The organism is Pseudomonas sp. SWRI51 (genome assembly GCF_014268825.1).
GTDB classification, from domain to species: domain Bacteria; phylum Pseudomonadota; class Gammaproteobacteria; order Pseudomonadales; family Pseudomonadaceae; genus Aquipseudomonas; species Aquipseudomonas farsensis.
The window spans coordinates 1-22,665 of record NZ_JABWRG010000007.1; the positions used below are offsets into that span (position 1 = coordinate 1).

Sequence of the window (22,665 nt, forward strand, 5' to 3'; positions counted from 1 at the left end):
GCCTTGCCCCGCGATGCGATGTTGGCAGTGCTATCGCTATCGCGGGGCAAGCCCGCTCCCACGTTATCCATGTAAATCAGATAGTTAGCGGTTGTTCTATGAGAGCTGGCGACAGCCTGCGATAGGGCCAGAACAGGCCTGCAAATGACTGTGTCCCACGCATGTAAATGCCTTTAGCCTTGCCTGGAATGCCGAACCATCGCGATGGGGCCGCAAACCGGCCCCAACTTCAAGCAACTGCCGAAGCACCGATTACAGGCTGTTTCAACGGCTCGGCCATCACCTCACGCGCCACCTTCCATACCAGCACCGCCGCGATGATATCGAACACTGCCAGCACCACGAACAGCGGGCTGTAGCCGATCTTGGTCACCAGAATGCCGAACACCAGGGTAAACACCGCAGCCCCGAGGTACCCACACATGCCACCCATGCCGGTCGCCGTCGCCACCTGGTCCTTGCTGAAGGAGTCCGAGGTGATCGAGTACAGCGCACCGGAAAGCGTCTGGTGCGCAAAGCCGCCGATGCACAGCAGCATGATCGCGGTGTACGGGCTTTGCACCAGGCCGATGCACGCCGGCCCGATCATGCAACTGGCGCCGAACACCAGCACCATCTTGCGCGAGGTGAACAGCGATACTTTCAGGTAACGGTGGAACAGCGGGCTGAGGTAGCCACCCAGCACGCAGCCGATGTCGGCAGCCAGAAACGGCAGCCAGGCGAACATCGCCACTTCCTTGATGTTCATGTGCCGCTCGGTCATCAGGTACAACGGAATCCAGGCATTGAAGGTCTGCCAGGCCGGCTCCGAAAGAATGCGCGCCGAGGCGATGGCGTAGAAGTTGCGGGTCTTGAAGATGCGTTTCCACGCGCCCTTCTCGCGGGTTTGCTGCTTGAAGTGTGCTTCCTGCCCGGACAGGATGTAGTCGCGCTCCTCGTCGCTCAGGCGCTTCTGGTCACGCGGGTGCTTGTACAGCAGCATCCACAGCAAGGTCCAGACGATGCCGGACACCCCGACCAGCACAAACGCCAACTGCCAGCCGCTGTGCAGGATCGCCCACACCACCAGCGGCGGCGCCAGCACCGCGCCGAGCGATGAGCCGATGTTGAACCAGCCGATGGCCACCGACCGTTCCTTGGCCGGGAACCACTCGGTGGTGGCCTTGACCCCTGCCGGCAACCCCGCCGCTTCCGTCAGCCCCAACAACCCACGCATGAACGCCATGCTCTGCCAGCCGGTCGCCAGCGCTGCGCCCGCACAGGCCACCGACCAGGCCATGGCGAACACGGCAAAGCCGAGCTTGGTGCCGATGAAGTCGATAAACCATCCCGCGATGGGCTGCATGAGGGCGTAGCACACCTGCCAGGTGGCGACGATCTTGGCGTATTGCTCGGTACTGATGGAGAGGTCGCTCATCAAGGTGGGCGCAGCCACCGACAGCGTGTTGCGGGCGAGGTAGTTGACGACGAGCCCAGCCGTGACAAGGCTGACCATCCACCAACGGATGCCTTTGATCTTCATGGTTCACCTGACTTTTATTTTTAGAGGTGTGGTGTTTGCCCCAACAGGCCGGCAGGGCCAATTGAGACAAATTGTTTCAGGCGAGAGATTGACACGTCATAGGTCGTCGTACAACTAAATTTGAAGGAGCGGATCGTAGTGCTGTTCACCGGGCCCGCAAAGTGGCCCTAGCGATCTGACGTGAAAAGCGTTAGGGCGCGGATCGGCGCTTTGCTTGCAGCTGAAGCCGCAGACAGTATGTTGTACGATCTCTGCGAGGGAGTTACCTGCGATTCAGCTTGCGCAGTTCAGCTGCTCGGGACGAATGTCGATGGAGAACAGCGAGGTGTTGCGGGCCAGGTAGAAGTGCTCCTGGTGGAGCTTGAACTTGCGCATCGCCGCCATCAGTTGCGGCTCCTTGCAAGACAGCTGCTCAAGGCCCTGGCGTATCCGCGCTTCCATGCTGGCCTTGGCTTCTTCGGACAGGCTGCTGGGAGCCATGTCGATACGGTAACGGTAGAAAATCGTGTCGCCGTACATCATGCCGATGAACTCAAGCGTGGTCTGCGCATCCACCGCCCTTGGAAGCGCCGCATTCAACTGCACCAAGGTTGCCGCAAGCTGCGCCTTTTGCGCCGCACTCTCCTGCTCGGCCTTGTACGAGAAATAACGGCCAACGCCGACGATTAGCAACGTTGCGGCGATGCCGAGGTAGAAATTACGCGGGTTGCGGCGCTTTTTCGGTGCCAGTTTCATCAACATTTGAGGGTGCTCGTCCTGAGAGTTGCTGGCGTCAATCATACGGATCTGCATCTGCTGTAGGAAATCTCAGCCCGCCAGCACCGCCGCTCACCTCCAAAAACAGGCCTGTTGGGTAAAGGTAAAGACAGCGCATTAGTTGTTGGAACAGCCATTGCCCATCATGCGGTACGCCATGATGTGCCGGACACCCTTGGAGTCGTCATAGGTCAGTTGTATCGGCACGACATCGCAGACATCAGGCACTGGCGTGACAGCAACAACGGTCGCAATATCGAGGGTCTGAGAGTAGCTATAAGGCTCGATCGTAACCTCTGCGGTCTGAGTGACCTGGTCATCAGCCATCGCGACAGAACCCAGGCAGGCGAGGAGCAAAACGAGTAGCTGGTTCATAGCAATTACCTTTACTGAAGGCGTGAGAAAGCCAGAGCACCTGAACGGCGCCCAGTCGTCATGAAAAGTCGCGGGGTGGCCCGGCGCTGTCAGACGCCGGGCTGAGTAACTTCAGAAAGGCTTGGTGGGCAGGTACTTACCGTCCAGAGTGATCACGGCGCGGTGACCGCCGTCCGGATCTTCGACCTTCTTGATGTCCAGCTTGAAGTTGATCGCACTGATGATGCCGTCGCCGAACTTTTCGTGAACCAGGGCTTTCAGCGTGGTGCCATACACCGACATCATTTCGTAGAAACGGTAGATGGTAGGGTCGCTGGGTACACCGTCGAAGAAGCTGCCACGGATGGGCATCGACTGCAGCAGAGCGACCTGATCAGCGTCGAGGTCGAGCTTCTCGCCTACGACCTTGGCGGCGCTTTCCGGCAGCGGATGCTGGCCGAGCAACGCAGCGGTGACGAAGGCTTCAGACAGGCCGGTGCCTTCAACGATCTGGGCGAAGGACAGGTCCTTGCGCGCCTTGGCCAAAATGATGATTTCGGTCAGTTCCTGGCGAGCGGTGCGGGTAGCTTGAGTCTGGATCATGGTGATTTCTCCTGGGTGAGCAAAGGTTCGGGGACAGGTTTCAGGCGACGTGCCTGGCTTGCTGGTAAACGGCGTGGACTTCCGGGTTTTCTGCGAGAGACACAAAGGTGCCGGTACTGCCGTCAAAGGCGTCGATACGTCCGGTCTCGATGTCATAGATCCAGCCATGCAGGGTTACGCGGCCTTCTTCGAGCGCCAGGCGCACGGAGGGATGGGTCTGGATGTTGGCCAGCTGGGCGATCACGTTTTCACGCACCATGGAAGCGACTTTGCTTGGCTTGTCCACGTGCTGGCGGGCCTCGTTAACCACTTTGGCCGAGTCGGCGTAGCGCAACCAACCGGCTACGGCGGGCATGTGATCAAGGCACGTACAGGTAGCAATGGCAGTCATCGCGCCACAGTCGGAGTGGCCGCAAATCACGATGTCGGCAACCTTGAGCCCAGCCACTGCGTATTCGACCGAAGCCGAAACGCCGCCCGGCTCTGGCCCATACGACGGCACGATGTTGCCGGCATTGCGAATGACAAACAGATCGCCTGGTTCGCGCTGGGTGACCAACTCAGGCACCAGTCGGCTGTCCGAGCAGGAGATGAACAGCGCCTTCGGGGCTTGCTGGTTGGCAAGGTCCTTGAACAGTTTTACCCGCTCGGGAAAGGCGTTTTTTTGAAATTTCAGGAAACCGTCGATGATCGCTTTCATGCTGCCGTCTCAATGTCGCTGGGTGTGAGACAAAGATTAAGCAGCACAAGACATAAGGTAAAAGTCTCATTTATTATGCAGTAGATCAGATTATCTTATGGGTTAACGCATGCTCGCTCGACACATCCAGTACTTCCTGGCGGTTGCTGAACACCTCAGTTTCACGAAAGCTGCAACGGCGCTGCATGTGTCCCAGCCGGCCCTTTCGCAGCAAGTAAGGCAGTTGGAAGAGAGTCTGGGCGCCCCGTTGTTCGACCGCTCCGGGCGCACGACGCGCTTGACTGACGCAGGGCATGTCTATCTGCTCTATGCACGCCGTGCAGATCAAGAATTGCGTGAAGCCAAGCGCGCCATCCATGACGTGAGCGACCTCAGCCGCGGATCACTACGCGTAGCGGTAACGCCGACGTTCACAACCTATCTGGTGGGGCCGCTTATTGAAGCCTTTCACGCCAGGCATCCTGGCATCACTGTGAATCTGAAGGAGCTTGCCCAGGAGCGCATCGAGGAGCTGCTTTTGGCGGGAGAGTTGGACGCAGGGATCGCGTTCGACGAAATAAACACGGCCGACCTGGAAGCCGTTCCGCTGTTGAACGAAACGCTCGCGTTGGTGGTGAATTGCAGGCACCGCCTGGCTAAACAACAGTTCATTACCTCGCAGGGCCTGAATGCTGAGTCTTTGGTTCTACTCAGTACAGAATTCGCCACACGCGAACAAATCAACCGCTACTGCCGCAAACACGAGATTCACCCTAAGGTTCAGATGGAAGCCAATGCCCTTGGCGCGGTGATCGAGATCGTTCGCCGAACGAATCTGGCGACTCTGGTGCCTGCCAAAATAGCCCTGGCCCACGACGACCTGGTGGCCATCACCCTGAAGCCCGAACGCTTGCAGCGAAGGGCCGTGCTGATACGGCGCAAGGAAGCCTTCCTGAGCGCGGCGGCGCGAGCTTTCATTGAGCTGGCTAAAGAAGTATCCAGCGATCTGGATGAGTGAGCCGCCAAGGCTGATAGCTCTGGGGATAGTGACGGCGCAACCGTGGGAGATGCTGGCTTTCCACACAAAAAACCTGACCCTTCTTTGCAAAAGGTCAGGTGATGGATGACTTACAGGCCGAGTTCAGTCAGGCCCGGGTGATCATCCGGACGACGGCCCAGCGGCCAGTGGAACTTGCGCTCGCTTTCCTTGATAGGCATGTCGTTGACGCAGGCGAAGCGACGGTGCATCAGGCCATCGGCTTCAAACTCCCAGTTCTCGTTACCGTAGGAACGGAACCAGTTACCAGAATCATCGTGCCACTCGTACGCATAACGGACGGCGATGCGGTTGTCGGTAAAGGCCCAGAGTTCCTTGATCAGGCGATAGTCGAGTTCTTTTTTCCACTTGCGCGTGAGAAAACCTTTGGCCTCTTCGCGATTAGTAGCGAATTCAGCGCGGTTACGCCATTTGGTATCCAGCGTATAGGCCAGCGAAACTTTCTCGGCGTCGCGGCTGTTCCAACCATCTTCAGCGAGGCGAACTTTTTCAATCGCTGTTTCGCGAGTGAAAGGAGGAAGTGGCGGGCGAGTTTGGGCATTGGACATGGTAGTGACTCCAGTCGAGCAGGATAGATAGAATGTGAGGGGTGTTTAAAGCGCGCGCGTTAAGGCGTGAGCTCTTTCAGCAACATCCGCGCAACGTCCTTTGCATTATCAGCAGCGTGATAATCACCCATAACTCGCGCCATGGTGATTGCGCCTTCCATCAAAACAAGTAACTGCCTGGCCAAGACCAACGGTTGCTCGGTGTTCAATTGCTCCGTCAGTTCAAGCGTGTAGTCTAAAAGCTTTTGTTTATGTCGCTTTGCTATCTGGCGGATGGGGTCATCGGGGCGCCCAACCTCGCCTGCTGTATTGATGAACGCACAGCCACGAAAACCATCGGTTTCGAACCAGCCCTTTAAAACCGTGAACATATTAAGTACGCGGTCATACGGCGTACCGGCCTTGTCGCACTCTGTTCTAAACCAGTTCATCCAGCGCACATCGCGCGCACTCAACGCCGCAGCAGCCACATCGTCTTTGGTAGCGAAGTGGTTATAAATGCCCTTGCGGGACACGCCAGACGTCTTCACCAGTAGATCCATGCCTGTGGCATGAATCCCGTTCTCGTAAATGAGTTTCTCGGCGGTGGCGAGGATCTGGTCTCGGTGATCTATCGTTGGTCGGCTCATGGACTCAATGTAGAACGGTCGTTCTCTCTAGTCAAGCACGATCGTGTGAATTCTCGATCACGTGAGCCAGGCCGGTGTGCGGGGCTTATGCAAACGGTCAATCGTGCCCATAGCGGGAATATATTTTGCGCGCTAAATATTATAGCTCAATGTACATCTCAAGCACTAAACACCCGCTCATCCCTGATCCCGCATTGGAGAACCACCATGACCTTTCGCAAAACCTTCGCCATTGCCACATTGACGCTCGGCGCCAGCTTTGGCGCTTTCGCCGCTGGTAGCCAAGGCGTGGACCAAACCACCCAAGGCTTCCTCGAGGCTCTGGCTGCAGGCGGCGGCAAGCCACTGGAAACCCTGCCGCCGAAAGACGCCCGAGCGGTGCTGACCGGTGCCCAGGCCAGCGTCAAGGTCGATTTATCAGGTATTCAGGTCGAGCGCCGTACCATCACGGTCGACGGCCAACCGCTGGAAATCCGGGTAGTACGCCCGGAGGGCACCCAGGGTGACCTGCCGGTGTTCATGTTCTTCCATGGCGGTGGCTGGGTGTTGGGCGACTATCCGACCCACGAGCGGCTGATTCACGACCTGGTGGTGGGCTCTGGTGCGGCAGCGGTCTACGTCGATTACACGCCATCGCCCGAGGCCCGCTTCCCCACCGCGATCAATCAGGCTTACGCCGCCACGCGTTGGGTGGCTGAGCACGGCAAAGAGATCGGTGTGGACGGCACCCGCCTGGCGGTGGCGGGCAACAGCGTCGGCGGCAACATGGCCGCGGTAGTCGCCATCAAGGCGAAGGAAGCAGGCACCCCGAAGCTGCGCTTCCAGGCGCTGCTGTGGCCTGTGACGGATGCCAATTTCCACAACGGTTCGTACAACCAATTCGCCGAAGGGCACTTCCTGACACGCAACATGATGCAGTGGTTCTGGGACAGCTACACCACGGATCCGAAGCAGCGCAACGACATTCACGCATCTCCGCTGCGCGCCAGCCTGGACCAGCTGAAAGGACTGCCACCGGCACTGGTACAAACGGCTGAAATGGACGTGCTGCGCGATGAAGGCGAAGCCTACGCCCGCAAGTTGAACGCCGCTGGTGTGCCAGTGACCGCTGTGCGCTACAACGGCATGATCCACGACTTCGGCCTGCTCAACGTTCTGCAGGCAGTGCCTGGAACCCGCAGTGCGATGGACCAAGCGGCCCAGGCGCTCAAGCAACATCTGAAGTAAGGGTAGTACTCAGCCCTGGAGCGCAACAGTGTCGTGCTCCAGGGCTGATTTTTGGTCGCTGATAATGGACAATAAAGTCCGTACTTTCAGGCCCTTACGGCCCTCAGGGTTTCAGGCCTCGCTGAAATTCCGCAAAGCTGTCACAACTGCTGAAATCAGCCGCTCTGATCAATTGCAAATACAATAAAACCTGTATTTTTAACTTAACAACATGATTTACATCATTTTTTCTTTCCCCACTCCTTCGCAATGGCTTGGGCAGCAACCGAATCCGGTATGGCCCCCGAGCTGAACGCAAAAACCTTATCAGCCCGCCACAGTTTCAACGCCGCTTCTTGCGCGCTGGCAGGATGTTGGACTTATTATGTGTCATGGATGGGCATCATAACGCCATCATTTAGCGCAATAGGTTGCCTCATGGCCAGAAGCCTCAGACTGCAAAATAAGCTGCACAGCCTCTATCTGATAGATGTCGGCATCGCGTTGTTAGATGACGACAACCTTGTCAACAAGCTTTGGACACTTCGCCAGGGCGAATGGCTCGATCTGAATGCGACCACTCTCACCTGTGAGCCTCTTCAGAAATATCGGCTGGAGTACATGGTGACCCGGGGGCCTATTCCTGGGCATTGGGCGTATCGCCCATTCGACTCAACCGAACTGAACCTTATGTTCACGGCAAAACATTGTGATGACATCGCACACGCGTGGACGCTGGATCGCTTGTAGGCCTATCTGATTTGCTTCTGGTTAGCTCCCGATAGTCGCCGCCCTAAGTGTCTATTTCTCGAAAGCTGATGAGGTATCCTCCTAGGCGCTCTATGGAAAAAGTGTCGCAGACACCGCATAGAAAACGCCAGCCAGGGAATCACGAGAGTCGATGACCGGAACGATGGGGTCGTTTTTCCGGTGGCAACACGTAGGGATCTCTTACTCATTCATCCGGAGTGCGGGTAGCCGTCTCGACGGATCTGAATAGTCCACGAGCGCAGCGCCCTTCCAATAGTGATGGAGCTCGGACATCAGAAGCTGATGGTTAAAATTGCTGGCGGATCGCCCTTAGCACACGGTTGTGGATTTCCAGTTTTCGGAAGCAGCCAGCTTATCCGACTCGCTTCACTGACCTCGAGGCACTGATGCCCAATCCCAAGATTCTGCTACCTGATCACCAAACCTACGCCGAGGCAGTAGATGTAATGAGGCTGTCCCACGAAGCTGTGGATACTGGCGCGCCTACGATTGGGATGGAAGGGGTGGATTGGAGGGAGCATTGAGCGAGCTCCCTCCGTGCATTAAAGCTTTGATTTTTTCAGCACAGCTTTAATTGTCGAAATCCATCGCTGGTTTTTGAGAATTAAAACTGTCGCAAGAAGGCCCGGTTTCATTGGGGGCGCGCCTACCTCTTGAGAACAGGCAAAACTGTCGCAAAGGACTGAAATGCAGATTTAGGCATCTGCGCTGGCGAATTAAAACTGTCGCAGCCAGCACTGACGCGGCTTTGAGCGGTTTTTAACGCAGATCTTGTCCTGATCGGGACTCCCACGTCGCAAGTAGAAACATTGCCATGGAGCCAGCTAGGTTAACGGCCAATTCGGCGTGCCGGGGCGCTGCCTTCGCACCATTTCTACCCTTTCCGTGCGCATCGCTGAGGCGATTTCTCAACGAGCCCAGTCCCTCTACAACTGCAGTGCAGCCTCCCAAGATTTGCTTAAAAACCACCTCTTCATGCTGCGCCTTTGTCAGGTTGAGTAGAGAGGCTGTTTGCTTGTAGAGCTTGTTGAGATCAGGATTTGCTTCATGCTCGCTGTCGCCCGCTTCTTCTAGGATATGCTTGCAGACGGACTCAAGAAGCGTCCGAGCCATGGTGATCGCCCCCTCAGGATCCGAAGCACGGCGCTCAATCGCTTTAGCCCAGGCGCCCCGGACATGTTCGGCGTCGAAGCGGTTCATCGCCTCAGACACCACCGCATCAGACGGATGTGCACCGCCGGACTCAGCGTAATCAGCAAGTGCTCTGAACTCATCCCATATGAAGCTCCTTCGTTCCGCGTACGACCCAAATTTTGGCTTTATGAAACCCCAGAACTGATCTAGGTTCCGGTGCAGTTTCACCCAAACGGGAGCAAGCGAAGCAGCATGTGGGTCGTCCAGTATGCTCTGACGGTAAAGTGGGTAGTCGCGCTCGTCGTCGTTGTTACCGAGTCCGGTCGCACGGTTTACGTAAATAGCCTGTAAAGCATCAACATCGTCGATCAGAGACACTGGCGCCTTACCTCCAATGCAAGCCCATACTGACAGCGATTCAGGAACCGCTCCATCATGCTTCGTTCTGGAACGTATTATAAAAATGGCAGCTCTCTAGAGCACGAAGATATCATTCGACTAAGCGCTTAGTCGCAGCCCCCAGGGGCCTAACCATTAATTTCATCCTCCTCTAGCCTGATGCTTACAGCTTTGCATTCGTACAAGGAGTCTCCATTGCTATCATGGATTAAGCAGCTGATCGGCCAACCAGCCCGCGACTACCAGGAGCGATTTGCCCAGGCCTTGAAGCGCAGCAAAAGCTGGGGCTTAGCGCCCTCAGGTTTCAGGCGCACCGACCAGCGCTTTGTCAGCGAGCACAACCTCCAAATCTTTCAGCAAGTGGCGGCAGCGCATCTATCCCATTTCCATGCTGAAGATGTTTCTCAGCAGTGCTTTGCCGTAACCGCAATGCTGAAAGCCCCATTAGAAGAAGCTCTGGGGGTGCCGCTCACATTCACCCTAGGTTATGTCGAGTACAACGGACACAATGTTTTCCATAGCGATACCCGTGATCTCAAGACGATGCTGAAAAAGGGCGTACCTTCCTTAGCTCTGAATCTGCATGCGTGGCTCACGCTGCCAAGCCATGAGGTAATTGACATGACATTTGGCACGACCTACGGCGTGGTCAATGAAGTGCCGGATGTCATTGGCCGCATGTGTTTCCTGCATCCGGATGATATGACCCCCGATATGCAGTATCACCCGCAGCTGATTGGGTGGGATTATCTGGAACGGATCGGTGCTACGCACATCTTGCTGATGCCGTCTTGAGCCTCACACCGTATGAGCCTGCTGATCATTGGAAGACGCTGGCCCTAACCAAACGATGATTTACGCTCCAGCACGCAGGCGCTCAGGAATGAACCGTCAGCTCCTGCGAAGCCGTAAATCCCCTGATTAACGTCACCGATGGTCTTCTACGCCCAGAACGAGTCAGCGCAGGACCGGAAAATGATGGAGGGTTCCTCGGCGGAGGATGGTGAACACCGCATGCTACGCGCTGTATGGCGGGTCCTCGGAAGCGACTGGAAACCTGAAGGTTCGCTGTTTTTCCTTTGATCTCAAGTGATCCGTTGCTTGGAAGCTTCTCTGCTCTACGTACTTTTCAGGCAACTCTAAAAGTTCGGGGTATGCTCTAATCCGAGCTTCAATCTCCTCAGCGATCCGCAGATAGCACTCGGCATAGCTGTCCGCAATCACAGGAATGACTTCTACGTTGAGTGACCTCATGAGCGAGGTAACAGGAGTAACCGCAGTGCATTTGGCCGGTCTACATGTCGTCGTCACGTGCCTGCTTTGGCACAATCGGCGGCATGACTGCCTCGCCCAACCTCGACCAGATGACCCCGGAACAGCTCGTGCCTTGGCGGCACAGGCGTTGCAATTGCAGTCCCAGGTCGAAGCGATGAGCAGAAAAATCCAGAACGATGAAACCATCATCGAGCAGCTCACTTACGAAATCGCCCTTCTTAAACGCCACAAGTTTGCCAAGCGCAGCGAGCAAATCAGTCCGGCGCAAGGCAGCTTGCTGGATGACCTGCTCGACACAGACCTTGAAGCTATCGAAGCAGAGCTGAAACAGCTCCTCCCAGCTTCGCCACAGGCCGAGCCAGGGCACTCCCCGAAACGTGCGCCATTACCGCCGCAGTTTCCACGCACGGTGATTCGTCACGAACCATAAAACACGCTGTGCGCTTGTGGCTGCCAACTTCAACGCCTGAAGCTGTAAGTCAGGAAATTTCAGAGACACCGTGCGCTTGGGTCGCGGAGGTCAGTGGTGTTCCAGTCGGTTTTTTGATGGTCATATTGAAGATGGTTGCGTGTTCGCGGTCTTCGTCTTGCCGGAATTCGAAGGGTACGGGTTGGGGCACAATCTGATGCACAAAGCAGAGACTTTTCTATTTCAACGCCATCAGAAAATATGGTTAGAAACTGCTGAAGCAATCCGTGCGAGCGGATTCTATGAAACCTTTGCTGGCAGCCCGTGAAGAACCTACCGGAAGGTGACATTCGTTTTGAGAAGCAACTGAAGTAAAGCGAGAATAAAGGTATCGAGAAGGTTAGATGGGCGCCCGGCCAATTGCGCAAGGTGTGTTCCCGGAACGCTTACGGCGCAACACTTCAATTTCCCGGCGAAACTCGACAAGCTGATGCCAATGCCAGCCTTGGTCCCAATGTCCACTGATTGCTACCTCTGCGTGGGACGAAGCCGCGATTTCAGCCAGGGCCCATGCCCTCGCCAACATAGAACTGACGATTTGTCCCAAAACCGAATGATGACCTCCCACTCAGCACAACAGGTAGATCTATTCACGCTCCAGGCTACGAGCATCTGCGGTGACCGCCTCCACAACCCCCGCCAGTTCCCGCACCAAGTCAGGCTCGAAGCGCTCCAAGTAAGCAGTGATTGTCTGATTGCGCAGCATTCGAGATACATAGCCCTTGGCTACCACGAGTACCAGCATGGTTTCGCCGAGGGTGTCCTCGACCAACCGGTAATCGTGGTAGAGCTTTTCCATCTCCCGCTCCATGCGTGCAATGTCTTCAGCAGTCACGCCCTCACTGACTTTCTTTGCCTCAACCAGCTGTTCAGGACGCGAAGCGGCCAAGACCATTTCGGCGTAGCGGCCAGTAAAACAGTTGGCCGAAATCATCATCTCGACTAATTCTATCTGGCGCATTGGCTTCATCTTGCGCAGCACGCGAAAGACCGCCTGACCGACCATTCGCGTTTTCAGCATCTCAGCGACCTCCGGCGCAATTCCCCGCAGCAAATGCTGGCGCTCGCGGATGCGTCCAACGTTGACGCTCAAGACTTCGGCAATCCGCTCGGCTGTCGTTCCTTTGCGAATGGCCTCCAGAATCATCTTGTGCTCTTGAACTGGGGTAAGGCGGTTGATCTGCCGGTTGTAGGTAAATCCTTCGTCATCTGTCGCCAACAGGCACAACGCGTCTTTTGCTCCCAGCTGTACGAGGGCAGACAGTCGCAAATGGCCATCCAGCAGCAGATAACGGGGCTCCTCTCCCACCCCGTGAACCGGCTCGGGATGTACTGCGAGCGGTTCGACGACCCCAAGCTCGCGGATGGAAGCTAAAATCGCCGCATATTTGACGGAGGTCAGCATATCGGGGGTGACTTGGCGAGAGGGCAAAATCAACGGTAGGCGGACTGTAATCAGGTCAGGTTCAAAGGCACGCTTGATGACAGTCATGCATCCCCCTGAATACGCTCGGCCAATACCTGCGGCATATCATCAATGCCTTCGCTGTGTAACATTGACCGGAAGAATTCATCGGCTAGTAACCGACGCAATGCGGTCACGACGAAGAGCAATCGTTGCTCACTGATGTCCGCCTTTTTCACCATTAGGCGCTGACGGCGCACCTCAGTCTGATAGGCGGTCAGCAACTGGCGGGGAGTGGTCATGCGCTCGCCTAACTGATGCTTACCATAATCTTTCCCTAGGATCCGTCGACGGTCGAGCAGACGGCGCACCTTGATGAGTTCATCTCCTTTCAACAGCCCACTTTCATAGGCCTCGACCATTGTGGCTTGGATCTGGGCATCGTCAGACCGTGCAACATGGATCGCAACTTTAATCGGCAGCCAGCCCTTTTCGACGGCAGCGATCAGACGTTCCTCTCCTTTCCGCAACAAGATCAGAATGCCGCCAACATATGCACGGTCCAAGCAGGTTTTCTGCGCAATTTGCTTGATGGAGTAACCACGTTCGTGCAGTACGTGGATCGCAATCAGCAAGTCGCGGTTCGAGTGCTTACGCCGCGCCAGATTCTCTACCAAGCTGATGAGGTATCGGTCTGCCTCAGCCGCCGTCACCACGACCGCCGGAATGGCCGACTCCCCTAGGACCTTGAAGGCTTCGAAGCGCCCCTGTCCACAGACCAGATCAAAAGTCGAACCGTTACGGGTCACTGTGATCGGCCGTTTCAACCCAAGACTCGCAATGTTTTCCACCAGGCGTGCAAACACTTGTTGATTGCGACTTCGCGGGTTGAGCACGCGAATATCCGCGAGTGAGATCTGTGCAATAGGCGCTGCTTGCGCCACATGAAGTGCAAGATACTCCCCCGATGTGGCCATTACGCAGCGCTCCCCAAGGGAATACGTCGACTCAGGGCCGTTAAGATGTCCAAGCTGTCAAACCGGTAGAGTTCCAGTTCGCGCGGATTAGTGTCTCCCAAACGTAGGTGAGGTGCCGCCAAATCGATCATGGGAAAAAGATAGTAATCAAGCACTTCCTGCTCACCGGGGAGCATGCGCACAGCGACAGTTAGGTCAGGCAGTAAGCCGAAGTCGAAGCGAAGTTGCCAACGTCTGCGCGCCGACTCTGAGCATTGACAGCGGCAAAGCACTACCGAGATCGAAAACTCTTCATTGACCCAAACCAATTGGGTCTGCGGATCGACTGAGATGCGACCGCCAACAAGACGAATGCGCTCTTGCGTGTCGACCAAGATGTGCGGATACAGCTCCCGCAGCCGGCGATTGGCCTCCATAAAGCTGTAGTCCCGTGCGGGGGAATAGCCAATCAAGCTGTAGCTGCGCAGCAAACTGCCAAAGCGCTGGCGATAACAACTGCTGGAGGGGCAATCCTCTTGCTCATCAATGATCAACCCAGACAGGCAACCTCGCTCCGCAAATAGTTGCTTCAGAATGGCCAGCATTTGCTCATCAGTCCAGTGCCGTGACCGCGCACAGATGATGGCTTGTGCCGCGAGAAACAATGCGTGGTCGACCACTGAGGCGAAAGCACCATCGGCCCGCACCAACTGATCAACCGGGTTAGGTGTACGGGGTTGTTTCAGCTTGCCAGAAGTGCGATTCCAGACGTTGTTACCGATGTACTTTTCATTGATCAGTACCTGATGCACTACGCCCCGTGACCACGGTCGCTGGAAGTCTGTAAGAAGTCCCCGCCGATTCAGATGTGTTGCGATTTCAGCTTCGGTTCGGCCTTCCCTGACAAAGGCATGGTAAATATCCTGAACGACCTGTTGTTCGGACTTCGGACCAGGTGTGAGAATCACCCGATCCGTCTGAAGGCTTTTGTACTCTCCCCGGTCTAAGATTGCTTTAGGCTGCCCTGTCTGATCGATAAGTTGACGCCTCAGTCCATATCCAGCCGGGCCACCTTGTCGGTAGCCCAGCTCGATCAAGCGCGACTGCCCCGCAAACACCTTGACGGACAGCTCACGGCTGTACTCACCAGCCATCATGCGTTTAACACTCTTGATGATGCTAGATACCGGTGAGCCATCGTTAACGAACTGTTCGGCGCAATATTCGACCCTGACACCCGCCTGCCGACATCTAACTTCGTAGCTGGCACTCACGTCAGGGTCCTGAAAGCGCCCCCAGCGACTTACGTCATAGACCAGAACTACAGAGAAATCGGACTGAACCGCCTCTACGTCTCGAAGTAGCTGCTGAAGAGCTTCCCGACCATTCAGGCTCAAGCCACTTTTCCCCGCATCGGTGTACACCCGGACGATCTCCAGCTCATGCGCTGCCGCATAAACGCGAATGGCATCCAGCTGATTTTCAGTGGAGTACTGCTGATGCTCCGTCGACATGCGGACGTAGGCAGCAGCTCTATTGTTGCTCTCTGCCAGGGATAGATGTGCTTGTCTCATTTATTGATCGATGCCCCCTCAGCGGCTTGGGGTATACACCCATACCAAGCAGTAGACCGCTCCACGCCTACCGGCCTTCGTCAGATGCGCCACACTCGAATATATCCAGGAGACACAGAAAAATGATCGCGAAAATGGGCAATCCATTTCCAATCAATGCTGAAATCTACGCCAGCGCCGTAGCCGCTGCTCTATGCACCGAATTAGGCACGTCACATCGAGCAATCAAGACGCTGCGCCATTGGACCGATGCCAGTGAGCGCACCGCTAAGCACTGGCTGGCGGGCAGCCATGGTCCCAGCGGCCTTCATTTGGTTGAATTAATGCGGCATTCAGACCATGCGCTTCAGGCAGTGCTTGAATTGGCACAGCGGAACTCATCCGTGGCAGTGGTCTGGCTTCCCGCTTTGCGCGAGCGTTTGCTTGACGTCGCGGAAATGATCGAGGCTTGCCTGGGTCCTAGCAGCGCTCACTGACAGCCCTTGGCACGGTCCCCGGTCTCTCTATGTGTCTAGCCAAGGAATTGATCTCACATATGCAGTGCCGCTGCGTACCACCAATACCTCTATCCTTAGCGTAAGGAGGCATAAACGACGGTGTGACGTTGACCGCACGGGCGCGCCTCTCCGGTCGGCGAACAGGCGAAACCCTGCCGACGGAATGTTTCTTGGCATTGCGATGACGGCAACTTCGGATGGAAGCTGCCGTTGCTTGAGCATTTCAGCGGCGATGTCGCGGTAGGCGCTGATTACCAAGACCAAACAGATCTTCTAAAAATTTCTCAATAGCGGCTTAGATCCCCTTGTGCTTCAGCGAGACCCCTACATCACATCAAAGGATCTCGCCTTAGCGCTGATTGGAAAAATTGGCACCGCCGGTGCGACGGGATATGCCATTGAGTTCGCAGGCTCTACCGTCGAATCCATGTCGATGGAAGCGCGTATGACACTTTGCAACTTGGCAATCGAGGCAGGTGCGCGTTGTGCCATGGTGGCATTTGACGACACGACAGCGGCGTACATTCGTGTCAAACCGATGGCTCCGACTGGTCAGCGGTGGAGTGATGCCGAACGCTATTGGCGTACCCTCTGCAGTGATCAGGGGGCCGTCTTCGACGCAGAAATTCGCATGGATGCGGGTTCAATCAAGTCGCACGTCACATGGGGAACCTCTCCGGAAATGGTCGTGGACATCGACGGATGTGTGCCTTCACCGCAGGAAGAACACGATCCGGTAAAACGTCATAGTATTGATCGGGCCCTGAAGTACATGGATCTGCAACCCGGTACGGCAATACGGGACATCGTCTTGGATAAAGTCTTCATTGGCTCCTGTACGAACTCTCGAATCGAAGATCTTCGTCTTGCAGCGTCCGTCGTTGCAGGAAAGAAAGTCGCCAAAAATATCAAACAGGCACTGGTCGTTCCTGGCTCGGGCTTGATCAAAAAGCAGGCCGAGTCGGAGTTGCTTGACCGTGTCTTCATAGATGCCGGCTTTGAATGGCGGGACGCAGGGTGCTCAATGTGCCTGGGGATGAACGAGGACCGGCTGACTGCCGGGGAGCGTTGTGCCTCGACCTCAAATCGGAACTTTGAAGGGCGTCAAGGCCCTGGTGGACGCACCCACCTTGTTAGTCCAGCGATGGCAGCTGCTGCCGCGATTGCTGGCCACTTTGTCGATGTTGGAGAGGTCTAGACCACTATGCAACCATTCACTTATCTAAAGAGTAAGGTTGTTCCGTTAGATCGTGCCAATGTGGATACGGACGCCATCTTACCGAAGCAGTTTCTAATGATTATCGAGCGCAGTGGTTTCGGCCAACATCTGTTTGATGAATGGCGTTATCTTGATCACGGAGAACCATATCAGGATTGCTCTAAAAGGCCCCTAAACTTAAGTTTCCCACTTAACCAACCTCGTTTTGAGGGTGCTGGAATTTTGTTGGCTCGGGGAAACTTTGGTTGCGGTTCAAGCCGTGAGCATGCGCCTTGGGCTTTGCATGACTGGGGCATTAGGGCAATCATTGCACCTAGTTTTGCTGAAATATTTCATGGCAACTGCTTCAAAAATGGGATTCTACCCATCGTTCTGGACGAGGATACTGTCGAAAAATTGTTCGTCGCAGTTGAGCACATGCCAGGCTATCAACTAAGAATTAACCTTGAGAAACAAGAAATAGTAGACGATCAGGGCAACAGAGTGCAGTTTGACGTGGATCCATTCCGTAAGCACTGCTTACTTAACGGCTTGGACGAAGTCGGTATGACTTTGGTTTTTGAGAATTAAAACTGTCGCAACGGGGCCCGAAATTCGCGGGTTACAGCGTCATGCTGAGAAAGGTCAAAACTGTCGCAACTGCCCAAACAGCGGGTTCGGCCTGATGCTCTAGAGAATTAAAACTGTCGCAGCCACAAACGACGCGGCTTTCAGGCGCGCTCAAGAGGACCGGCGGCGAGTTGGCCGCCGGTCGTAGAATCATCGAGAGGGATGAAGTAGGCGACGATACCAATGGTCATCAACCAAACGTGGGTTGAACTTTTGTCCGGGGTGTCACCAGGGAAAAGGATCATGGTCAAGACTACACTCTGGCAGAATCAGGCAGCGCTGATCAATGCGCTTGGCGGCTGATTGCCTAGGGTGACCAATCGAAAGTCTTGGGAAGTCATCACACTGGTCTCCCACAGCTATCAGGAAGCAGCCAGTGCACAGATTCGACGTTGAGAATGCAGGCTGCTCTAACTATTCCGGATAGACATCCGGTAGATTGAGCGTAAGCACATATGTTTGTAGCTAGACGATGGGCGCTCCATCAAGAAACTGCCACGGAAGCTGAAGAATTTCCTGATCTTTCAGAGCTCGCGCTCCGATGATGCATTTTATCGCTGAAACGCTGCTATTCGAGCGCATCAGCCTAGAGAGACGAATCCTGCCTTGACGCGACTACACACCGCGGATTAGCGTTGCGAGCGCAGAGTGACACATCCTCCACTCTAAGTCTTCTGGCATAGTCTGGACTGCATATTTTCTGATCTGTGTTTTGCGGGGACCGACGCCGGGCCGGGCTTGATGTTTGGATCTGATAGAATTGCCATTTTATTTAGAAAGCAAAAGGACTAGCTAATGCGCTTTAGAAGCATTGCAAAATGGGACAATCCAAAAGAAAGTACATCATTACTTTATTTCGCCCAATTAGTAGATGAGCTTTTATTTGACTACACACTGGACTCCTACAAGCCATCGGCTATGAATACTCCGCTGCTCATCTCCGAGGCAGCAACAACAATAACACAATGTAATGCTAAAATAATTAACAAAGCCAACCTGAAACATATATTTGAAGAGATATGCGAAAACTTACCTAAGGATGAGGTTGCGTTAAGTCTATTGGCTGTGGATCTTAATGAGATCAGGTCTGCCCTAAATACATCTACTGAGCAATCAAAATCTGCGGTCATTGACCTTCTGCAAAAACAGCTTTCTCTCCCCGCTTATAAGAAGCAATGTGAAAAGCTCCTCATACATGCAATTATCAATAATGACACCCTGGATCGCGTTCGAGCGTTGACGCGCACGTACATTACTACTCTGCTAAATCATGGGTATTCTTCAAAATTTATCTCTAACATAGCGCAAAACTTTTTCTTCTATGACCTCAATAGGATTTCCAACAATAACGCCATTGAAGAGTTTGTTTCAAACTTTTCGCTTGAGGACAAAGAACACATCGTAATCTATAGGGCGCCTGCTCATCTGCTTGAATTTGCAGAAGCGGCCGAGCGGCTCGGCATCAATATGCATACCTCGTTACCCGAGCTAAATGAACAGCTCAGTCGTCAGCATTTCGCCCTGAGAAACGGCGAAATATATTTTATGCTTGATGACATTGAAGGGAAAGAGCCTCACTCTGTACGCATAATTGCAGAAGGTAGAGTGGCTACCTTGCAGACCCTAATTGGCCTATACCACCATAAAAATATACCGTCACCAATCACTGAATGCTTGGTAGGTTTGGCAGGCGTTGAAGGCCTCACAAAGGTGCCCCGTACGATCAATGCTATGCACAAATGTCGAGATCTTAGAGCAGGCAAGGCGGCAACTAGCCTTACAGCTTTTATCGATAAATTTGCTATGCAGGATGACTCTTTTAAACGATTTAATAGAAGCGCTGAGCTCCATGCTCTAGCTCTGAGCAGCTCTTCTGTTGAAAATCAGATGATCAATCTTTGGATTGCTCTGGAATCTTTGATACCGCCCACAGATGGCGATGTGGCTCAAATTGAACATATTTGTAGCTCAACGATGCCATTTCTGAACCTGTTCTATGCGGAAAAGCTCGTCATAGACTTGGTCAAAGACCTTCTAGGATGGAATCGAGCATATATAACTCGACTCTTTAGAGATGTTGATGGCGAGGGCCTCGTAGATAAGCTTGTAAGGGTTATTTCGCTTCCTGAGCACAAAGACAAGCGAATACAGCTGAGCGAAAAAATGGAAGATTTTCACCTACTACGGGAGCGCCTAAGCCGCATCGAATTTATGCTGTCGTCCCCCGAGTCACTGGTAAAAACTCTCGACGCTCATCAAATCCGTGTTCAGTGGCAGCTTCGGAGGATATACCGCGCAAGGAATGCAATTGTTCATGACGGATCAACGCCGTCGTACACCGAGATACTCATCGAAAACCTTCACGACTATTTAGACTCAATCTTAAATACTCTGATGAATCTGGCGTCGCATCAAGGAACTATCAACTCGGTTTCTCAAGGTTTCAAAATGATGGAGCTAAATTACAAGGCCTACTATCAATCATTGAAAAAGAAAGGTATCAGTTTTACTCAAGACAATCTGCAAGACCTATTATTTCGCTATGCCCAGCACAGCCCTAACTCAAAGTCCGCTAGGCGCTATATCAGACCAGCTGAGATGGCTTGAGAGTTGATCAAGCCAATAAGGTGAAAAATTTTAAGTGTCTAGTTAGGCGGCTAATCGAGCCGCCTATGCATAACTTAGGCCAGTTGGTTATAGGCGATGGTATTTCTTGACGCGACAGCAGCGTTAGTTTTGCAACGCAGCACATGTATCGATTGCAGATCGATTGATCTAGGCCATTGCGGACACGCCTGGTGCCAGTATGTGGGCATCATGAACTTATTACCTGTCACAACCGCCGCTCTTTACTCGTCGTACATTGCTTTTGCATTGAGCAGGGTTGGCAGCCCGAGAACCAATAAACATGTATCAGCATCCCGTCTTCCCACGTGGAATAACGCTTGGTCAGCAATTCTCCCGCAGGGCATCGATACTGATCCGATACCGAGACGTACAGGAAATCCTGCTTACCAAATCGACCTTCGGCTTTGCTGCTAGAGTTCAGTGGTTTCGGTACGAAGGTCGAAATTCCAGATTACTGACATGCAACGATTTCCGCACCGGTGCAGTAGTCCCGGTCGGCAACGACCGTCAGCGACTCAGCACCGATTTGGTCGCATGCTTGCTTCGCCATGTTGCTCAGTTGTGAGGTCGGACGCCGTCTTCATCCAATCCTCTAAAGGGTCTATAAAACCAACGGTGATTCAATGAGTGCGAAATCGTCAACGTATGAAGACAGCGTGACACTCAGTCAGGAAGAAATTTCAGCGTACCTGGCAGCATTTGGTGAGAAGAAGGTTTGCCTGCGTGAGGCCGTGCTGTTGATTCCAGTGGAGAAGGTGTATGCCTTGCTGGACATCAATGTTCGCTCGCTGTGGGAGGCAATCAAGGAGGTACACAGGGGGCTCCCAACGAGCAAAACTGCACTGAAGTACCTGTCCGAATCTGCTTCAGATGTTTCCACCAAGCGGCAACACCGGTTCATCCGAGCAGTACCTATACCCAGGCAGTCAACAGAGCTTTCCATAGCTCAAATGGAAAAAGGCTTTACCGTTCCCACAGTCACAAACTGGCTTGGCTTGCTAGAGCTGTCGCGTCTTGATCCTGTAGTACTGGATTACTGGAAGCCGAAGCTCTTCGCGCTCTCGGATCTCAGCTTGTTGCCCAATAAGCGGGCCCGGTTCGCTGCGTACACCTCATCAGAGGTTGTCGCACAGCTCGGATGTCCGGCAAGTCGTCAGTCGATTCTTAATCTGTTTCATGACCTGAGTGAAGAGGGGTTGGTGCAGAGCAGAGCACTTACGCAGATGATGTCTGCCGATGGCCTAGCGACACTGCTCAGGTTGGCCGCATGGTTTATGGCAGATTCGCAGGTAGGTAACTGGGAGTTTGAACTAGAGGAAGGAACACAAAATGTAATCCATGCAGTCTGGGTCATACCAACGTGGTGCGCATCAAGCCAGTCATGGTCAAACCCCATGCAGACCGCCCTCGAAAAGCTGGCTTCCCTTGCGGGGCTAACCAAGAAAAGGCCTGGGCCTGTCACTCATCTCGGAAAGCTCTGGGCAGCGCAGGATGGCGTGGAGCCGGAATCTCGAATTCGCTTATTGCGTAACTGGCTGCAACTCAAAGGTGGGCGTCCCTCGTTCCAGAAGCTTCTTGATCTGATCAAGGTCAGTTATGACGTCCACATGCAGCAAAGAGGTGGCCTGCAGCACGATACGAAAGCAAATTACTGGCACGGAGCATGCGTGTTTCGCCTCGCAGAGACGATGTCCTTACTCATTCGAGATCTAACGCGTTCAGGTTGGCCGACAGAGCTAGTGATCTCGCTAATGGGTGTATATGAAACAGAGTACCGAATGGCACGCCGATTGTTGGGCAAACCCTTGGAAAACTGAAGGCGCCATACAGGCGCCTTCAATTCGGATGATCAGATTCGATCCTCCCAGTCCTCAGGACGTTCATCGTACCCCCGCGACTCCCAGTAAGTGTCGTTGTTCGGGTTCAGCTGGTTGGCGTGATTGTCTTGATCGCTTTTCTGGCTCATGGCCGTCTCCTTCAAAATGCCCGCTGGAATTTGCGTGCAGGGCCAGTATCGGAAACAGCAAGATCTCAAAATAGGGAATTGAAATGGAAAATTTTAGGTAGCGCAGTCTATCGAGGCCGAGGTGATTTAGATGTAGGAGTACGGGCAAACCGTCTTGCACGACTAAGCCGGACGCCAACGATGCGGCAGCAGCTGCGCAATCTCACTGGCCCATTGCGTCGGCAGCCGCGTCAGTACATCTTTGAGATAGGCATACGGGTCATGCCCCTTGTTCCGCGTCGACTGATGGGAAATTGCACCTGACTTGACCAAGTGCTTACATCCCACTTGACCACCAGTTTGCATTCGACTTGACCACCCAATTGCATCGGGTGTGACCAGCGCGCGGGTACGTCTTGACCGGCAGGTG

Annotated in this window: 20 protein-coding genes and 4 pseudogenes; 11 read left to right on the forward strand and 13 right to left on the reverse strand. The window is 54.1% G+C overall.

Annotation, left to right across the window (positions count from 1 at the left end; genetic code table 11):
- Positions 1–229: 229 nt before the first annotated feature.
- The 5 genes from HU720_RS04195 to HU720_RS04215 form a co-directional block, all read right to left on the reverse strand.
- A complete protein-coding gene (locus HU720_RS04195; protein WP_186517518.1) occupies positions 230–1,522 on the reverse strand; it encodes an MFS transporter in 1,293 nt (430 codons plus the stop codon).
- A 273-nt stretch (positions 1,523–1,795) separates the two neighbouring features.
- Positions 1,796–2,263, reverse strand: coding sequence for a hypothetical protein (locus tag HU720_RS04200; protein WP_186517520.1), 468 nt, complete (start codon positions 2,261–2,263; stop codon positions 1,796–1,798).
- 132 nt (positions 2,264–2,395) lie between these two features.
- The gene (locus HU720_RS04205) at positions 2,396–2,653 is read right to left on the reverse strand and encodes a DUF2790 domain-containing protein (RefSeq protein WP_186517522.1); all 258 of its coding nucleotides are present in this window, start codon (positions 2,651–2,653) and stop codon (positions 2,396–2,398) included.
- Positions 2,654–2,764: 111 nt separating this feature from the next.
- A complete protein-coding gene (gene cynS / locus HU720_RS04210; protein ID WP_186517525.1) occupies positions 2,765–3,235 on the reverse strand; it encodes a cyanase in 471 nt (156 codons plus the stop codon).
- Positions 3,236–3,275: 40 nt separating this feature from the next.
- Entirely contained in the window at positions 3,276–3,935 is a 660-nt protein-coding gene (locus HU720_RS04215; RefSeq protein WP_186517527.1) for a carbonic anhydrase, read from the reverse strand.
- A 109-nt stretch (positions 3,936–4,044) separates the two neighbouring features.
- Between HU720_RS04215 and cynR the strand changes: the two genes are divergently transcribed.
- Positions 4,045–4,932: a transcriptional regulator CynR gene (gene cynR, locus HU720_RS04220; protein WP_186517529.1), complete on the forward strand. Its 888-nt coding sequence runs from the start codon at positions 4,045–4,047 to the stop codon at positions 4,930–4,932.
- A gap of 110 nt (positions 4,933–5,042) precedes the next feature.
- On the opposite strand, the gene HU720_RS04225 is transcribed toward cynR, so the two are convergent.
- Both HU720_RS04225 and HU720_RS04230 read right to left on the reverse strand, forming a co-directional pair.
- Positions 5,043–5,519 (reverse strand): nuclear transport factor 2 family protein, encoded by a 477-nt coding sequence (locus HU720_RS04225; protein WP_186517530.1) that lies wholly within the window; start codon positions 5,517–5,519, stop codon positions 5,043–5,045.
- 59 nt (positions 5,520–5,578) lie between these two features.
- Positions 5,579–6,148, reverse strand: a complete 570-nt coding sequence (locus tag HU720_RS04230; protein WP_186517531.1) for a TetR/AcrR family transcriptional regulator — start codon at positions 6,146–6,148, stop codon at positions 5,579–5,581.
- Between the two features lie 207 nt (positions 6,149–6,355).
- Between HU720_RS04230 and HU720_RS04235 the strand changes: the two genes are divergently transcribed.
- The gene (locus HU720_RS04235; RefSeq protein ID WP_186517532.1) at positions 6,356–7,375 is read left to right on the forward strand and encodes an alpha/beta hydrolase; all 1,020 of its coding nucleotides are present in this window, start codon (positions 6,356–6,358) and stop codon (positions 7,373–7,375) included.
- 276 nt (positions 7,376–7,651) lie between these two features.
- Positions 7,652–8,104: a hypothetical protein gene (locus HU720_RS04240; RefSeq protein WP_186517534.1), complete on the forward strand. Its 453-nt coding sequence runs from the start codon at positions 7,652–7,654 to the stop codon at positions 8,102–8,104.
- A 780-nt stretch (positions 8,105–8,884) separates the two neighbouring features.
- Here the strand turns inward: HU720_RS04240 and HU720_RS04245 are convergent.
- Complete coding sequence (locus HU720_RS04245) at positions 8,885–9,637, reverse strand: abortive infection family protein (RefSeq protein WP_186517536.1); 753 nt, start codon at positions 9,635–9,637, stop codon at positions 8,885–8,887.
- Positions 9,638–9,853: 216 nt separating this feature from the next.
- Between HU720_RS04245 and HU720_RS24110 the strand changes: the two genes are divergently transcribed.
- The 3 genes and pseudogenes from HU720_RS24110 to HU720_RS24200 all read left to right on the forward strand — a co-directional run bounded on the left by HU720_RS24110 (position 9,854) and on the right by HU720_RS24200 (position 11,670).
- Positions 9,854–10,453: a hypothetical protein gene (locus HU720_RS24110; RefSeq protein ID WP_202883573.1), complete on the forward strand. Its 600-nt coding sequence runs from the start codon at positions 9,854–9,856 to the stop codon at positions 10,451–10,453.
- A 542-nt stretch (positions 10,454–10,995) separates the two neighbouring features.
- Positions 10,996–11,434: pseudogene (locus HU720_RS04255) on the forward strand (IS66 family transposase); the annotation flags it as partial.
- A gap of 68 nt (positions 11,435–11,502) precedes the next feature.
- Positions 11,503–11,670, forward strand: coding sequence for a GNAT family N-acetyltransferase (locus HU720_RS24200; RefSeq protein ID WP_346656553.1), 168 nt, complete (start codon positions 11,503–11,505; stop codon positions 11,668–11,670).
- A gap of 318 nt (positions 11,671–11,988) precedes the next feature.
- On the opposite strand, the gene HU720_RS04265 is transcribed toward HU720_RS24200, so the two are convergent.
- The 3 genes from HU720_RS04265 to HU720_RS04275 are packed head-to-tail and all read right to left on the reverse strand — an operon-like array spanning position 11,989 to position 15,337.
- Entirely contained in the window at positions 11,989–12,894 is a 906-nt protein-coding gene (locus tag HU720_RS04265; protein ID WP_186517538.1) for a plasmid partitioning protein RepB C-terminal domain-containing protein, read from the reverse strand.
- Entirely contained in the window at positions 12,891–13,784 is an 894-nt protein-coding gene (locus HU720_RS04270; protein ID WP_186517540.1) for a plasmid partitioning protein RepB C-terminal domain-containing protein, read from the reverse strand. Before HU720_RS04270 ends, HU720_RS04265 begins: the two co-directional genes overlap by 4 nt.
- Complete coding sequence (locus tag HU720_RS04275; RefSeq protein WP_186517542.1) at positions 13,784–15,337, reverse strand: recombinase family protein; 1,554 nt, start codon at positions 15,335–15,337, stop codon at positions 13,784–13,786. The genes HU720_RS04270 and HU720_RS04275 overlap by 1 nt, the downstream gene beginning before the upstream one ends.
- Positions 15,338–15,459: 122 nt before the next feature.
- Between HU720_RS04275 and HU720_RS04280 the strand changes: the two genes are divergently transcribed.
- The 4 genes and pseudogenes from HU720_RS04280 to HU720_RS04295 all read left to right on the forward strand — a co-directional run bounded on the left by HU720_RS04280 (position 15,460) and on the right by HU720_RS04295 (position 20,269).
- Entirely contained in the window at positions 15,460–15,813 is a 354-nt protein-coding gene (locus HU720_RS04280) for a hypothetical protein (protein WP_186517544.1), read from the forward strand.
- A gap of 349 nt (positions 15,814–16,162) precedes the next feature.
- A pseudogene (locus tag HU720_RS04285) lies at positions 16,163–17,032 on the forward strand (aconitase family protein); the annotation flags it as partial.
- A 6-nt stretch (positions 17,033–17,038) separates the two neighbouring features.
- Positions 17,039–17,623, forward strand: coding sequence for a 3-isopropylmalate dehydratase small subunit (gene leuD, locus HU720_RS04290; protein ID WP_186517546.1), 585 nt, complete (start codon positions 17,039–17,041; stop codon positions 17,621–17,623).
- An 834-nt stretch (positions 17,624–18,457) separates the two neighbouring features.
- Positions 18,458–20,269, forward strand: coding sequence for a HEPN domain-containing protein (locus tag HU720_RS04295; RefSeq protein ID WP_186517548.1), 1,812 nt, complete (start codon positions 18,458–18,460; stop codon positions 20,267–20,269).
- Positions 20,270–20,498: 229 nt separating this feature from the next.
- Here the strand turns inward: HU720_RS04295 and HU720_RS04300 are convergent.
- Positions 20,499–20,852 (reverse strand): annotated as a pseudogene (locus HU720_RS04300) (IS5/IS1182 family transposase); the annotation flags it as partial.
- Positions 20,853–20,913: 61 nt separating this feature from the next.
- On the opposite strand from HU720_RS04300, the gene HU720_RS04305 reads away from it, so the two are divergent.
- Entirely contained in the window at positions 20,914–22,107 is a 1,194-nt protein-coding gene (locus HU720_RS04305; RefSeq protein WP_186517550.1) for a hypothetical protein, read from the forward strand.
- Positions 22,108–22,418: 311 nt separating this feature from the next.
- Here HU720_RS04305 and HU720_RS04310 read toward each other — a convergent pair.
- Positions 22,419–22,541 (reverse strand): annotated as a pseudogene (locus HU720_RS04310) (transposase domain-containing protein); the annotation flags it as partial.
- Positions 22,542–22,665: the final 124 nt, after the last annotated feature.

Coding starts and splice junctions, on each gene's coding strand:
- HU720_RS04195 (WP_186517518.1), bottom strand. CDS start 1,522: ATGAAGATCAAAGGCATCCGTTGGTGGATGGTCAGCCTTGTCACGGCT.
- HU720_RS04200 (WP_186517520.1), bottom strand. CDS start 2,263: ATGTTGATGAAACTGGCACCGAAAAAGCGCCGCAACCCGCGTAATTTC.
- HU720_RS04205 (WP_186517522.1), bottom strand. CDS start 2,653: ATGAACCAGCTACTCGTTTTGCTCCTCGCCTGCCTGGGTTCTGTCGCG.
- cynS (WP_186517525.1), bottom strand. CDS start 3,235: ATGATCCAGACTCAAGCTACCCGCACCGCTCGCCAGGAACTGACCGAA.
- HU720_RS04215 (WP_186517527.1), bottom strand. CDS start 3,935: ATGAAAGCGATCATCGACGGTTTCCTGAAATTTCAAAAAAACGCCTTT.
- cynR (WP_186517529.1), top strand. CDS start 4,045: ATGCTCGCTCGACACATCCAGTACTTCCTGGCGGTTGCTGAACACCTC.
- HU720_RS04225 (WP_186517530.1), bottom strand. CDS start 5,519: ATGTCCAATGCCCAAACTCGCCCGCCACTTCCTCCTTTCACTCGCGAA.
- HU720_RS04230 (WP_186517531.1), bottom strand. CDS start 6,148: ATGAGCCGACCAACGATAGATCACCGAGACCAGATCCTCGCCACCGCC.
- HU720_RS04235 (WP_186517532.1), top strand. CDS start 6,356: ATGACCTTTCGCAAAACCTTCGCCATTGCCACATTGACGCTCGGCGCC.
- HU720_RS04240 (WP_186517534.1), top strand. CDS start 7,652: ATGGCCCCCGAGCTGAACGCAAAAACCTTATCAGCCCGCCACAGTTTC.
- HU720_RS04265 (WP_186517538.1), bottom strand. CDS start 12,894: ATGACTGTCATCAAGCGTGCCTTTGAACCTGACCTGATTACAGTCCGC.
- HU720_RS04270 (WP_186517540.1), bottom strand. CDS start 13,784: ATGGCCACATCGGGGGAGTATCTTGCACTTCATGTGGCGCAAGCAGCG.
- HU720_RS04275 (WP_186517542.1), bottom strand. CDS start 15,337: ATGAGACAAGCACATCTATCCCTGGCAGAGAGCAACAATAGAGCTGCT.
- HU720_RS04280 (WP_186517544.1), top strand. CDS start 15,460: ATGATCGCGAAAATGGGCAATCCATTTCCAATCAATGCTGAAATCTAC.
- leuD (WP_186517546.1), top strand. CDS start 17,039: ATGCAACCATTCACTTATCTAAAGAGTAAGGTTGTTCCGTTAGATCGT.
- HU720_RS04295 (WP_186517548.1), top strand. CDS start 18,458: ATGCGCTTTAGAAGCATTGCAAAATGGGACAATCCAAAAGAAAGTACA.
- HU720_RS04305 (WP_186517550.1), top strand. CDS start 20,914: ATGAGTGCGAAATCGTCAACGTATGAAGACAGCGTGACACTCAGTCAG.